We start from the raw sequence: 13,881 nt of genomic DNA on the forward strand, positions 1-13,881 counted from the left end.
AACATCAAAAAAATCACTGCCATGAAGATTCTTCTCGCATATTCCGGCGGACTGGACACCTCGGTGCTCCTCTCGTGGATCAAGAACAAATACAATGCCGAAATGATCGCGTTCTGCGCGAACGTCGGCCAAGAGGAAGAGCTTTCCGGGCTCGAGGAAAAGAGCAGAAAGACCGGCGCCTCCAAGATCTACATCGAGGACCTGCAGGAAGAATTCGCCCGCGACTTCATTTTCCCGATGATGCAGGCGGGAGCGATCTACGAAGGCCAGTACTATCTCGGCACGTCCATCGCGCGCCCGCTCATCGCCAAGCGCATGGTCGAAATCGCCAAGGCCGAAGGCTGCGACGCCATCGCGCACGGCGCCACCGGCAAGGGCAACGACCAGGTGCGCTTCGAGCTCGCCGCCGCCGCGCTCGCGCCCGACCTCAAGGTCATCGCGCCGTGGCGCGACGATTCCTTCCGCGCGCAGTTCCCGGGCCGCAAGGAAATGATCGACTACTGCGTCGCGCAGGGCCTGCCCGTCGAAGCCAGCATGAAGAAGCCCTATTCGATGGACCGCAACCTGCTCCACATTTCCTACGAGGCCGGCATCATGGAAGACCCGTGGTTCGACGCGTTCTGCCCGGAAAACAAGGCGATGTTCAAGCTCTCCGTCGCGCCGGAAGACGCGCCCGACGCGCCCGAATACATCGAGCTCGAATTCGAAAAGGGCGACTGCGTCGCGATTGACGGCAAGCGCATGACGCCGCTCCAGGTCATGCAGACGCTCAACAAGCTCGGCGGCAAGCACGGCATCGGCCGCGTGGACATGGTCGAAAACCGCTTCGTCGGCATGAAGTCCCGCGGCGTTTATGAGACGCCGGGCGGAGCGATTCTCTTCTTCGCGCACCGCCAGATGGAATCCATCACGATGGACCGCGACACGATGCACCTGCGCGACAGCCTCATCCCGAAGTACGCCGAGCTCGTGTACAACGGCTTCTGGTACGCGCCGGAACGCCTCGCGCTGCAGGCGCTCGTCACGGAAACGCAGAAGAACGTGAACGGCACCGTCCGCGTCAAGCTCTACAAGGGCTGCTGCTACGTCGCCGGCCGCAAGTCGCCGAACTCGCTCTACAACCCGAACATCGCGACGATGGAAGCCGACCCGACCAACGCCTACGACCAGGACGACGCCTCCGGCTTCATCCACCTGAACGCGCTGCGCCTCAAGGTCAACGCGCACGTCAACGGACCGGAAAACATGATGTGAGCCGGGACAGAAAAGCTTAAAGGTTAAGGCTTAAAGCTTAAAGGAATCCGGAAGTCGGCGGCGGCTTCCGGATTTTTTCTGGCGAAGCGCCGTAAAAAACGCGTTCCCGCGGACAGTTCCGCGGGAACGCGTTTTTTTTTGCGACGGAAAGGAACCCGCGCTTCAGGATTTTTTCGCGGCGGGTTTCGGCGTTTCCGCGGGAGCGGGCGCCGCGGGCTCGCCGAGGTAGCCGGGGAGCTTCACGCCGACGTTCCCGGCGAGCTCGTGCAGCGGCGGGAGCGCGCCGACAAGCCCCGAGAGGAAATTCGCCGTCGAGCCTTTGCCGTTCCCGTCGCCGCCCTTGCCGGAATCCCAGACCGTGATCTTGTCGATCTTGAGGTTCGAGATCGCCTTGACCTGCTCGGACACAATGACGGGCAGCTGTTCGACGAGGAGCAGGTTCTGCGCGCCTTCCGTCGAACGGCACGCCGCGACGATGCTGTCGAAGCCCTTCGCCTTCTTGACGAGGAGCGCCTCCGTGCCTTCCGCCTCCGCGAGCAGCTTCATCTTCAGGCCTTCCGCCTCGGCGAATCTGACGGACTTGATGCCGTCCGCCTCCGCCTGCTTCATGTAGCGCACGGCGTCCGCCTCGCCGAGCTGCGTGCGGCGCACCTTTTCCGCCTCGGCCTCGGCTTCGACGATGATGCGCTGTTTGTCGATTTCGGCGGGAACGATGATGTTCGCCTCCTGCGAAGCCTTTTCGCGGGACGCGCGCTGTTTTTCCGCCTCGGCTTCGGCGACGTAGGATTCTTCGAGCGCCTTCGCGGCGGCGACCTTTTCCGCGGCGGTCGCGAGGCGGTTCGCCTCCGCCTCCTTGGTGCGGCGGTCGGCGTTGGAGTTGGCGACTTCGATCGCCGCGAGGTTTTCGCCCTTCGTGGCTTCCGCCTGCGCCGCGGCGACGCGGATCGCCTGGTCCTTGCGCGCCTCGGCGGCGCCGATTTCGCCGTCGCGCTGCGCCTGGGCGACCTTCACCTTCGCCTCGTTGATCGCCTTCGAGGCGGCTTCCTGGCCGAGCGCGTCGATGTAGCCCGACGCGTCCGTGATGTCCTGAATGTTCACGTTGATCAGGCGCAGGCCGACCTTGCGGAGCTCGACCTCGACGCCGCCGGAAATGTTCGCGATGAGCTTGTCGCGGTCGGCGTTGATTTCCTCGATGTCCATCGTCGCGAGCACGACGCGCATCTGCCCGAAAATGATGTCCTTCGCGAGGTCCTTGATTTCGACGAGCCCGAGCCCGAGCAGGCGCTCGGCGGCGTTTTCCATCACGCCCGGCTCCGTCGAAATGCCGACGGTGAACGTGGACGGCGTGTTGACGCGGATGTTCTGCTTCGAGAGCGCGCCTTCGAGGCGGATGTCGATCGGCAGCGGCGTCAGGTCGAGATACTGATAATCCTGCACGATCGGCCAGACGAAGGTGCCGCCGCCGTGCAGACACTTGGCGGAGCGGCCGCCCTCCACTTTCCCGTAAACGACGAGAATGCGGTCGGACGGACAACGTTTGTAGCGCGCGGAAAACGCGAAAAACGTCGTGAGAATGAGGATGACGATTCCTGCGGCAATGTAGAACAGCATGTTTTTTGCGATTTTATGGTTGAAGAAAAAAAAGGAAAAGACGGGCGAGGCGGATTCAGCTCCCGACTTTCTCGACGACGAGAATGTTCGGCGGGAGGACTTCGACGACGCGGACGAGCGTTCCCGCGGGGATTTTTTCCGCGGAGGAGCTCAGCGCCGGAAGCGTCATCACGCGCCCGCTGACGAGCACTTCGACCTGCCCGCCGGCGGCGCGGCGCGGGGCGATCGCGACGTAGACCGTTCCCGTCGCGCCCTTCGCCGAAGCGATGTCCGCGTTCCCGGAGGAGCGCAGCCCGTAGAGCATCTTCATGATCCAGAAAATGATCAGCATGAACGCGACGCCGACCGCCGCCGCGCCCGCGAGCGCCCACGGGAACGCCGTTCCCGCGTCGAGCAGCAGCCCGCCCGTGAGCCCGAATCCGAGGAAAAACGCCGTCAGCGTGCGCACGGAAATCAGCCCGAGCCCGGCGTCGTGCGGCGCGTCCGCGTCGGGCGCGAGGTCGCCGGGCGTCTCGGTGCCGACGTCGCCGATGCCGACGAGCGTGAGCGCCGCCTGAATCAGCACGACCGCGAGCGCGATCCCGCCCACGGCGTAAAAAATCTGCGCGTCCCAGCCGAGCGCGTTCCACCACGCGCCGACGGATTCGGAAAACGAAGAGAATAGGGAAGCATTCATTGCCGGAAAATCTTAGGCCGTTCCCGCCGGACGGCAATACAATTTGGCGCCGCGCGCGCGTCGGCGCGGAAAATGAATCTCGCGTTCCCGCCGCGAAAAGTTTTTCATTTCGGATTCAAATGAGCATCACGAATTCTTCCGTTTACGCGGGCGCCTGGACGGCGCTCGTCACGCCGATGAAGAACGGCGAAGTCGATTATTCCGACCTGAAAAAACTCGTCGAATACCAGATCGCCGGCGGCATCGACGGCGTCCTTTCCGTCGGCACCTCGGGCGAATCGCCCACGCTGACGCACGCGGAGCACCTCGAAGTCATCGCCAAGACGATCGAGTTCGCCGCGGGGCGCGTTCCCGTGCTCGCGGGAACGGGCGCGAACTCCACGCACGAGGCGGTCGAGCTCACGCGCGAGGCGGAAAAGCTCGGCGCGCAGGCGTTTCTGCACGTCGCGCCGTATTACAACAAGCCGAACCAGGAGGGCGTCTATCGCCACTTCGCGGAAATCGCCTCGGCGACGGACAAGCCGATCATGCTCTATTCCATTCCCGGGCGCTGCGGCATCGAAATCGCGGTCGAGACCGTCGTCCGCCTGCGCAAGGCGTTTCCGAACGTCGTCGGCGTGAAGGAAGCCGGCGGTTCGTGCGACAAGGTCTCGCGCCTCGTCCGCGCGCTCGATCCGGACTTCATCGTGATGAGCGGCGACGATTCGCTGACGCTCCCGTTCATTTCTCTCGGCGCGAAGGGCGTGATTTCCGTCGCGTCGAACTGGCTGCCGCGGCAGGTCACGGCGATGGTCGCGAAAATGCGCGCCGGCGATCTCGCGGGAGCGCGCGCGCTCCACGACGCGATGGCGGATCTTTTCAAAAAATTCTTCATCGAACCGAATCCCGTTCCCGCGAAGTTCGCGCTCGCGCGCGCGGGCGTCATCGGTTCTCCGGAAGTGCGTCTGCCGCTCGTCGAGATGTCTGCGGAGAATCAGGCGCTCGTCGCCGCCGCGATGGACGCGTTCGGCAATCCGTGAGCGCCGCGGCTTCGCCGCCCGTCACTTTTCCGCCGCCGGGGAATTCTAAAAAATTCCTTCGGCGGCGAATTTTTCCAGCAGGGCGGCGGCCCAGATTTCGTGGCCGCGCGCGTTCAGGTGAAGCCCGTCCGGAAGAAGCGCGAAATCGACCTTGCCGTCCGCGCCGACGAATTTCGGATTGATGTCCAGAACGGAGATTTTTTCGTCGCCGCGCGCCGCGACCCAGGCGGCGACGGCCGCGTTCTGCGCCGCGATCTTTTTCTCGAAGCGTTCGCCCGCGCGCGGGAACGTCGCCATTACGACGACGTGCGCGTCCGGACGCGCCTTGCGGAGCAGCTCGACGATCTTGATTTCGCCGGCGGCGACGTCCTCCGGCGCGTCGTCGCGGTGCCCGAAATTGTTCGTCCCGATGAGGAGCACGAACGCGCGCGGGCGGATGTTCGGCGGGAGATTTTCGCCGTAGGTCAGGCGGAAAAGAACGTTCTCCGTGCGGTCGCCGGAGTAGCCGAGATTGAGCGGGCTGAAGCGCGCGAAGCTCGCGTTCCAGGCGGCTTTTCCGGGGCCGCGCCAGTTGTCCGTGATGGAGTCGCCGACGAAGACGAGGCAGCAGTCCTTCAGGTTTTTCGCCGCGTCCGCGAAGCTTTTCGTGCGGGCGAGCCAGGCGCGGTCCGCCTTGCCTCCCGCGTTGCGCGGGCTCGGGTAAGTCGCTTCGCGGTAAGGCTCGGCGGGAACGAGGCCGTCCGGCGCGTTGGCCTGGGCGAAAAACGGGAACGCGGAGAACGCCGCGAGCGCGGCGATTTTCAGAACGAGATTTTTTGCGGGGATTTTCATGGCGAGGGATTTTAGACGCCTCTTCGCCGCCGCGCGATTTTTTTTGTTCGCCGCGGGCGTTCCCGCGCCGCGCTCAGCGCGCGAACGCGGTCCAGCCGCCGCCCGGCGCGAGGCGGACGCGGACTTTGCCGTCGGCGGGAACGACGAGCTCCTCCCTGCGGTAATCGCGGCCGACGCGGTGCGCGTTGGCGCCGTCGCGGAAAACGCGGAGCGTCCTTCCCGCGCCGATGAAGCTCAGATCCAATTCGAGCTCGCGGGCGTCCCAGTTGTTCAGCACGCCGACGTACCAGACTTCGCCGCGGCGGCGCGCGACGGCGCACCATTCGCCGATTTTTCCGCCCAACGCCTTCGTCTCGTCCCACACGACGGGAACGGCGGCGATGAAGTCCGCGCATTCCGGCTCTTCTAGATAGTTGGAAGGCGAATCGCAGAGCATCGTGAGCGGCGCCTCGAAGACGGTGTACATCGCCAGCTGGCGGCAGCGCGTGCCCTGGCTTCCCGGCTCGCCGTAATTCGGGGCGAAGCCGGCTTTCTGAGAATTCCGCATCGCGCCCTGCGTGTAGTCCATCGGTCCCGCCGTCATTCTGATGAACGGGATCTCCACGTCGTACGTCACCTGGTCGAACTCGCTCATTTTGCACCACTTCATGTTCTCCAGCCCTTTGACGCCCTCGAAATTCACCACGTTCGGCCAGGTGCGGTTGAGCCCGGCGGGCTTGAACATTCCGTGCAGATCGAGAATGAGGCCGTAGCGGGCGCAGGTCTCGGCGCAGCGGCGCGTGAAGTCCACCATGATCTGATCGTCGCGGTCGAGAAAATCCACCTTGAAGCCTTTCACGCCCATCTCGGAACAGCGGCGGCAGACTTCCTCCATGTCGCGGTCGAACGCCCAATAGCCCGCCCAGAGAATGATGCCCACGCCCTTTTTTCTCCCGTATTCCACCAGCGCCTCGAGATCGATTTCCGGCACCACCTGAAAGAGGTCCGCCTTTTTGTTGACCGCCCAGCCTTCGTCGAGAATGACGTATTCGACGCCCTTCGACGCGGCGAAATCGATGTAGTGCCTGTACGTCGCGTCGTTGACGCCGGCGGTGAAGTCCACGCCGCGGAGTCCCCAGTCGTTCCACCACTCCCAGGCGACCTTGCCCGGCTTCACCCAGCTGAAATCGCCGACGGCGGGATCGCCGAGCAGCCACACGAGGTCGCTGTCCAACAGCCGCGCATCGTCGTCGGCGACGATGAGCACGCGCCAGGGCAGTGCGGCTCCGGCTCCGCAGCGGGCGATAAAGTCGTGCCGGCTTTCGACGATGCCCTGAAGGAGATTGTGCCCGCCCTGCCCGACCTTGTCCGGCAGCGGCGCGAAGACGCCGCGCAGCGTGTTCGCCGCGGCGGACGGCTTCAGCGGCAGCGAGGCGTCCCCGCCGTGCTTCCCGCCGTAGAGGTACATTCCGGGATAGTTCGTCAGCGCGGATTCGGTTATGTTGACTCGGCGCGCGCCGACCTTGACGCTGACCGGCAGAAACGCCAGCCGCGCGGGATCGCACTCGGAGATGCGGCAACGGGTGTAGGCGCTCTCGAAGCTGCTGAAGAACTGCGCCTCAAGACCGTCGCGGCGCCCTTCCACGTAGGGCAGCGTCACTTCGCAGTCCTCCGGGAAACTGAATTCCGCCTGTTCGTCCGCGACGACGAAATCCTCCTTGCCCGAAGCAACGAAGCGGTAGGCGGCGCCTTCGTCGTACACGCGGAATTCGAGCGCGTAATCCTCGAACGCGAGCGTCAGCCGATTGTATTTTTCGACGACTTCCTTCTTTTTGTAAAGGTCACTGCGCAACACGCCGGAAACGCGGCCGCGGCTCGCCTCGCACGGCTTCCCGCCGGTGAAGCGTCTGCCGTCCGCGAGCCGCAGCGAAACGGCGGACGGGGCGAGAACGGCGTCGCCGTCCTTGCTGAGGCTCCAGCGGATTTCGTTCCCCACATCGACTTCGAGCCGCAGTCTGCCGTCGGGCGACGTTTCCGAATATTCCTGCGAATAGGCGGGCAGCGCAAGCAGACACGCCGCGGCGAGACTCGCCAGTTTTTGAGCGTTCATCATAGTGCTTCGAATCATAACGCGCGAAAGGCGGACGCGAAACCTTTTTCCCGGGAACGCCGCCGCGGCGCGAAACTTCCCGCGGGAACGCGCGTTTTTTACAGGCATGGAAACCCTGCTTAAAAACCTCGGAAAAACGCTCCTCGGCGTCGCGGGATTTTCCGCGCTCATGCTCGTTCCCGCCGTCGCGGCGCCGAACTCCGAAGCCAGGCTGCACAAGTTCAGCACGACGATCGAGAAGGAACGCCCCGAGCTCGACGAAGAGACCAAGGCGCTCATCGCCGCCTACCGCAAGTCGCCGACGGCCGCCAACCGCGCCGCGCTCAAAAAGAAGGTCGAAAAGAACTACGACGCGATCGTGGCGCGCAAAAAGGCGAAGCTCGAAGAGCTGAAGCGCACCGCCAGACATCAGTCGAAGGTGACGGAGATGCAGGAGATCGTCGACGAGATGATCGAAAACCGCGCGACGCGCGTCGAGCAGAACATGGCGCGCTTCACCGACAAGCGCCTGCGCCCCGGCTCCCGCGACGCGAAGGACGGATTCCACGCGCTCATCGGCGCGGCGGAAAACGTGAGCATCGCGCACACGCCCGTCACGAACGAGGAATACGCCGCGTTCGTCAAGGCGACGAAGCGCAAAGCGCCCGCGGGCTGGACGCGCGACGGCGAGCCGCCGGCGGGCAAGGCGCGCCACCCCGTCGTGAACGTTTCCTGCGACGACGCGACCGCCTACTGCAAATGGCTTTCCGCGCGCGACAAAAACGCCTCCTACCGCCTCCCGACCGAGGCGGAATGGGAGCTCGCCGCCGGGCACATGCCCAAGGACGCGGACTTCAACTGCAAGGACACGCATCCCGAAATCGCCACGCGCGACCTGCAAAACGACAAACTGCCGTCCGGAATGGTGCTGACGACGCCGGTGGACGCCTATGAAAAGACGCTTTCCGCCTGCGGCGCCATCGACATGTGGGGCAACTGCTGGGCCTCGACCGACATCATTGCGCAGAACGGGCGGGAGCGGGGACGGAAGGTGAAGGAGATCAAGGGCGGTTCTTGGTATGCACACCGGACGAGCTGCCGCACCGAGATGCGCGGCGAAGGCCGCGCCTCGTCCCTCGGCTACAACACCGTCGGTTTCCGCGTCGTCCGCGAGGACTGACGCGTTCCCGCGGGAAAGCCCGTCAGAAGAAATAGCGCAGTCCGGAACGTCGCAGCGCGACGTCGGCGACGCGGAAAAGCGCGGCGAGCGCGAACGCCGCGACGAAGGCTCCGAAGGCGCACGCGGCGACGAAAAGGTCGCCCTTGCTCCCGCCGGAAACCGGCGCCGTGAAAGCCGTCGCCGAAAGCGCCGCCGCGGCGACGAGCGACGCCGAGCCGAGCGTGCCGAAGACGAGCGCGAGCAGTCCGTAGGCGTTGAGGCGGGAACGTTCCGCCGGGCGCGGCGCGGGAACGGCCGCCGGCTCGGGAACGCCGCGCTCCGCCGCGGGCGCGGCTTCGCCGAAGACTTCCTCGGGAACGGGCACGGCGACGACCGCGCCGCACCTGCACTGGAACTGCCGCCCGACGTATTCCGGGGCGGCGTCGTATTTTTCCCCGCAACGCGGACAGATGATTTTCACGCTCATGAGATGTCCGCGATATTACGGGGCGACGCCCCCGCCCCGCAAGGACGAAGGAAGGCGAAAGGCGCAGCGCAAAAAATGGTTTGCGGGAACGGCGGCAAAACGGGAAACTCGAACTCTATGGCAGACGACGGCGCAGCGACTCCGATGATGAGGCAGTATTGGGATTTCCGGGAAAAACTTCCCGCGAACACCCTGCTGTTCTTCCGCTGCGGCGACTTTTACGAAATGTTCGGCGAGGACGCGGAACGGGGCGCAGAGCTGCTCGGCATCACGCTGACGAAGCGCGGCGGCGCGCCGCTCGCGGGCGTGCCCTACCACGCGCTGAACACGTATCTGGCGAAAGCGCTGAAGGCGGGCGTGAAGATCGCGATCTGCGAGCAGACCGAGCCGCCGAAGGCGGGCAAGCTCGTGAAGCGCGCGCTCGTCCGCATCATCACGCCGGGAACGAATTTCGACGAGACCCAGCTCGACGCGAAGAGCAACAACTACATTCTCGCGCTCGACGAGACGCCGCGCGGCGGGCTCTGCGCGGCGTGGATCGACGCGACGACGGGCGATTTCTACGTCGCCGCCTCGCGCGAGCCGCAGAAACTTCTCGCGCCGCTGCAGGCGCTCCGCCCGAGCGAAATCCTCGTCCCCGAATCGTGGAAGGAAGGCAAGGCGCCGGCGTATCTCGAACCGCTCATCGAGTGGAACCTCATCACGCGGATGCCGGACTGGAAATTCGACGCGGAATCCGGGCGCCGCGCCGTGCAGCGGGCGCTGAACGTGAACGGGCTCGAAGGCTTCGGCGTCGCGGGAACGCATCCCGGGCTCGGCCCCGCGGGCGCGCTGCTGGCGTATCTGACGGAGACGCTCTGCGAATCGCCCTCGTTCCTGCGGAAAATCTCCGAACTCCGCGACGACGAGACGCTGCTCATCGACGCGGCCTCGACGCGCAATCTGGAAATCTTCAAATCCGCGGCGGGAACGCGGGAAGGCTCGCTGCTCGACGCGATCGACTTCACGCACACGGCGGGCGGCGCGCGCCTGCTCGAACAATGGCTCGCCGCGCCGCCGCGCAAGGCGGAAATCGCGCGGGAACGCCAGGAGGGCGTCGCCGCCTTCGTCGCGCACCCGTCCGCGGCGGAGCGCGTCCGCACCGCGCTCGCCTACGTCAAGGACCTCGCGCGCATTCTCGGCCGCCTGCAGAACCACATGCGCACGCCGCGGGAACTCGGCGCCGTGCGCGAGACGCTGCGCCGCGTTCCCGAGATCAAGGCGGAGATCGCCCGCCTCGGCTCCCCCGTCACGGACGCGATCGCGGCGAAAATTTCCGAACACGCGGACCTGCGCGGGCTCCTCGAATCCGCGCTGGAGGAGGAACTCCCGGCGACGGTCGAGAACGCCGTCCGCGCGGGCTACAACGCGCGCCTGGACGAGCTCCGCGACCTGCGGAAGAACAGCCGCGTCTGGGTCGCGAACTACGAGACGCGCCTGCAGGAGGAGACGCAGATCAAAAACCTGCGCGTGCGCTACAACAACGCCTTCGGCTACTACATCGAAGTGTCCAAATCCAACGTCGCGCGCGTTCCCGCGGACTTCATCCGCCGACAGACGCTCGTCAACGCCGAACGCTACACGACCGCGGAACTGCGCCGGAAAGAAGGCGAAATCCTCCACGCCGACGAGCTCGTCTCGGCGCAGGAGACGGATCTCTACGCGGAGCTCGTCGCCGCGGTCGTCGCGCGCACGGATTCGCTTTCGGAAACGGCGGCGGCGCTCTCGCGGCTCGACGTGCTCGCGGGCTGGGCGCAGCTCGCGCAGACCTGGGATTACTGCCGACCGGTCGTGGACGAGTCCGACGCGCTGGAGATTTCGCTCGGGCGCCATCCCGTCGTCGAGCAGATGCTGCACCGCCCCGGCGTCTCCCAGCACTTCGTGCCCAACGACACGTCGCTGCAGGCTTCGGGAACGCAGATCAACCTAATCACGGGACCGAACATGGCGGGCAAATCGACCTACATCCGCCAGGTCGCGCTGATCGCCCTGCTCGCGCAGATCGGCTGCTGGGTGCCGGCGAAGGCCGCGCGCGTCGGCGTCGCGGACCGCATCTTCTGCCGCGTCGGCGCCTCCGACGAACTCGCGCGCGGGAACTCGACCTTCATGGTCGAGATGAACGAGACCGCCAACATCCTCAACAACGCCACGCCGAAGAGCCTCGTCGTGCTCGACGAAATCGGTCGCGGCACTTCGACCTACGACGGGCTCTCCATCGCGTGGGCCGTCGCCGAGTACCTGCACGGGAACGGTCCCGCGGGACCGCGCACGCTCTTCGCCACGCACTACCACGAGCTGACGCGCATCGCCGACACGCTCCCGCGGCTCAAGAATTTCTGCGTCGCCGTGAAGGAGTGGAACGACGAAATCATCTTCGTGCGCCAGGTCGTTCCCGGCGCGGCGGACCGCTCCTACGGGATTCACGTCGCGCGGCTCGCGGGGCTGCCCGAAAGCGTCGTCGCGCGCGCGAACGAGATTCTTTCCGACCTCGAAGGCTCCGCCGTCTCCTTCGAAAATCCGCACCCGCCGAAAGCGGAAACGCCCGACGCCGTCGCGGAAGATCCCGCGGGAACGCCAGCGAAGGCGCGCGCCGCGAAGCCTCGGGGCGGGAAGCTCCGCGACGCCGCCGCGGGAACGCGCCCGCTCCCGCCGCCGCCGGAAGACGACCCCCAGCTCACGCTCTTTTGAAGCGTCCGCGATTCTCAAGAGAAAAGGCGTTCCCGCAAAAATTCCGCGGGAACGCTTTTTTCGTCACTTCTTTTCCGGGCGGAGGAAGGCGCGCCAGTTTTCGGCGTGGAGCCAGTAGGCGATCGCGAGGTCGGTCGGCGCGGGAGCGGAGTTCTCGTAGCGCTCGGGAACGTCCGAATCGCCGCGGTAGATCAGAATCTGCCGCACGGGCTTCATCACGACGAGCGTTCCCGCGCCGTCGAGGAAACCGAGGTGCTGATAGTTGCTGATGAACGCGCGGGAACGGTAGTCCGGCGCGAGCGCGTCCTTGCCGTAGAACGAGCATTCGTAGTCGAAGTTCAGCAGGCCGAGCAGCGTCGGCAGCGCGTCGATCTGGCTGACGAGGAAATCGACTCGGCGCGGAGCGACGTGCTTCGGCGCGTAGAAGACGAGCGGAATGCGGTGCTTTTCGGGGTTGAGTTCGCGACGGCCCGCGCAGCTCGAACAATGGTCGGCGACGAAGACGAAGATCGTGTCGTCGAACCACGGGCGTTCCCGCGCGAGGCGCAGCAGCTCGCCGACGGCGAAGTCCGCGTACTTCACGGCGCCCGCGCGGCCGCTCTTCGAAGGAATGTCGATCTTGCCGTCGGGATAGGCGAACGGGCGGTGATTCGACGTCGTGAACACGAAATTGAAGAAGGGCTCGCCGCGCGCGAACGACGCGTCCGCCTCGCGCACGGCGCGGCGGTAGAGGTCTTCGTCGCAGACGCCCCAGATCGTCGCGAACGTGACTTCGTCGTCGCGCATCGAAGCGCGGTCGCAGACCTCGAATCCGTTGCTTCCGAAATAGTGGTTCATGTTGTCGAAGACGCCGTGCCCGCCGTAGATCCAGCGCGTCTTGTAGCCCTTGTCCGCGAAGATTTTTCCCGCGGTCTCGATGCCTTCGTTCCCGTCGCGGCGCACGACGGACATGCCCGGAAGCGGCGGCACGGCGGCGCTGAGCGCTTCGAGCCCGCGCACGGAACGCGTTCCCGTGGCGTATGCGTTCGAAAAATACAGACCTTCGCGCGAAAGGCGCGTCAGGTTCGGCGTGAGGTCGGCGCCGTCCGCGCGGTTTTCGTTCATGAACTCCGCGCCCATGCTTTCCATGACGACGATCATGACGTTGAGCTTCTTCTCGGGGCCGCGCGGGATCACGCGGCGGCGGATGTCCTCGCCGTCGGCGTTCACGAACGGCGTTCCCGCGGACGCGAATTCCGCGCGGATCTTCCGCGTCGCCTCCTCGGCGGGGAGCGTCGGGTAAAAGGCCTCGTAGTCGAGTTCGTTTTTCAGAAACGCGGAGAAGAACGAGTAGAATCCGTTTTTGCCGAGTTCGTCGTTGTAGCGGTTGCCGCTGCCTTCCGCCTGGGAGATGTCCACGCAGAAAAACGCCGCGGCGCACAGCGCGAGCGTTCCCGCGAGCACGCCGCCGCGCGTCTTCCAGCCCGGCGCGGGAATGGCGGGAACGAGCCTCCGCCACGCCGCCGCGACCGCGAGCGCCGCGATCAGCGCGACCCCGCCGAGAATCGGCGCGAGCGGGTAGCTCTGCCGGATGTTCCCGACGACCTCCGTCGTGTAGATCAGATAATCCACCGCGATGAAGTTGAAGCGGGAGCGGAATTCTTCCCAGAAAAACAGCTCGGAGACTTCCGTGAACACGCACACGAGCGCGAACACGGCGAAGATGAGCGCCGAGACGACGCGGTCGGCGAGCGTGCCGTGCAGCCGCCGCGGGAGCGCGAAAAGGTAGATCAGAAACGGCACGATGCCCCACAGAAACGCCGTCAGCGTCTGCACGCACACGCTGAACGCCGAATGCGCGAGCGGCGCGGCGGACGTGTCCACCTGCGGGAAATCCCAGACGAAGGTCGCGAGCACTTCGACGAGCTCCGCTCCGCAGAACACGAAGAAGAACGGCGCGACGCGGCGCGCGTAGTAGGAGAAAAAGATGCGGGAAAGGAAAGTTTTCATGGCAGGAAGAAAAGCGGTGGTGGTTGGCGACTCGTAACCGGTGGCTGGATCATTGCAGGC

Annotated in this window: 10 protein-coding genes; 4 read left to right on the top strand and 6 right to left on the bottom strand. The window is 65.3% G+C overall.

All coding sequences use genetic code 11. From position 1 onward, the window contains the following. The first annotated feature begins 21 nt into the window (after positions 1-21). Entirely contained in the window at positions 22-1,254 is a 1,233-nt protein-coding gene (locus ACQREB_RS06150; protein WP_427766587.1) for an argininosuccinate synthase, read from the top strand. A 162-nt stretch (positions 1,255-1,416) separates the two neighbouring features. Here ACQREB_RS06150 and ACQREB_RS06155 read toward each other — a convergent pair whose 3' ends face one another. Further along, entirely contained in the window at positions 1,417-2,865 is a 1,449-nt protein-coding gene (locus ACQREB_RS06155; protein ID WP_427766590.1) for a flotillin family protein, read from the bottom strand. A 55-nt stretch (positions 2,866-2,920) separates the two neighbouring features. After that, entirely contained in the window at positions 2,921-3,541 is a 621-nt protein-coding gene (locus tag ACQREB_RS06160; protein ID WP_427766593.1) for a hypothetical protein, read from the bottom strand. 119 nt (positions 3,542-3,660) lie between these two features. Between ACQREB_RS06160 and dapA the strand changes: the two genes are divergently transcribed. After that, positions 3,661-4,560, top strand: a complete 900-nt coding sequence (gene dapA, locus ACQREB_RS06165) for a 4-hydroxy-tetrahydrodipicolinate synthase (protein ID WP_427766603.1) — start codon at positions 3,661-3,663, stop codon at positions 4,558-4,560. Between the two features lie 45 nt (positions 4,561-4,605). Here the strand turns inward: dapA and ACQREB_RS06170 are convergent, their stop codons facing one another. Further along, positions 4,606-5,391: a GDSL-type esterase/lipase family protein gene (locus ACQREB_RS06170; RefSeq protein ID WP_427766605.1), complete on the bottom strand. Its 786-nt coding sequence runs from the start codon at positions 5,389-5,391 to the stop codon at positions 4,606-4,608. Between the two features lie 73 nt (positions 5,392-5,464). Next, positions 5,465-7,483 (bottom strand): glycoside hydrolase family 97 protein, encoded by a 2,019-nt coding sequence (locus ACQREB_RS06175; protein WP_427766608.1) that lies wholly within the window; start codon positions 7,481-7,483, stop codon positions 5,465-5,467. A gap of 103 nt (positions 7,484-7,586) precedes the next feature. Here ACQREB_RS06175 and ACQREB_RS06180 point away from each other — a divergent pair, with 103 nt between their 5' ends. Then, a complete protein-coding gene (locus tag ACQREB_RS06180) occupies positions 7,587-8,639 on the top strand; it encodes a formylglycine-generating enzyme family protein (RefSeq protein WP_427766610.1) in 1,053 nt (350 codons plus the stop codon). 22 nt (positions 8,640-8,661) lie between these two features. On the opposite strand, the gene ACQREB_RS06185 is transcribed toward ACQREB_RS06180, so the two are convergent. After that, positions 8,662-9,105: a hypothetical protein gene (locus ACQREB_RS06185; RefSeq protein WP_427766613.1), complete on the bottom strand. Its 444-nt coding sequence runs from the start codon at positions 9,103-9,105 to the stop codon at positions 8,662-8,664. Between the two features lie 117 nt (positions 9,106-9,222). Between ACQREB_RS06185 and mutS the strand changes: the two genes are divergently transcribed. Continuing rightward, positions 9,223-11,832, top strand: coding sequence for a DNA mismatch repair protein MutS (gene mutS / locus ACQREB_RS06190; RefSeq protein WP_427766615.1), 2,610 nt, complete (start codon positions 9,223-9,225; stop codon positions 11,830-11,832). Between the two features lie 63 nt (positions 11,833-11,895). On the opposite strand, the gene ACQREB_RS06195 is transcribed toward mutS, so the two are convergent. After that, a complete protein-coding gene (locus ACQREB_RS06195) occupies positions 11,896-13,821 on the bottom strand; it encodes an LTA synthase family protein (protein ID WP_427766618.1) in 1,926 nt (641 codons plus the stop codon). Positions 13,822-13,881 lie beyond the last annotated feature (60 nt).

The sequence above is a fragment of the Candidatus Spyradosoma sp. SGI.093 genome, assembly GCF_050314555.1.
Taxonomy (GTDB): Bacteria; Verrucomicrobiota; Verrucomicrobiia; order Opitutales; family UBA953; genus Spyradosoma.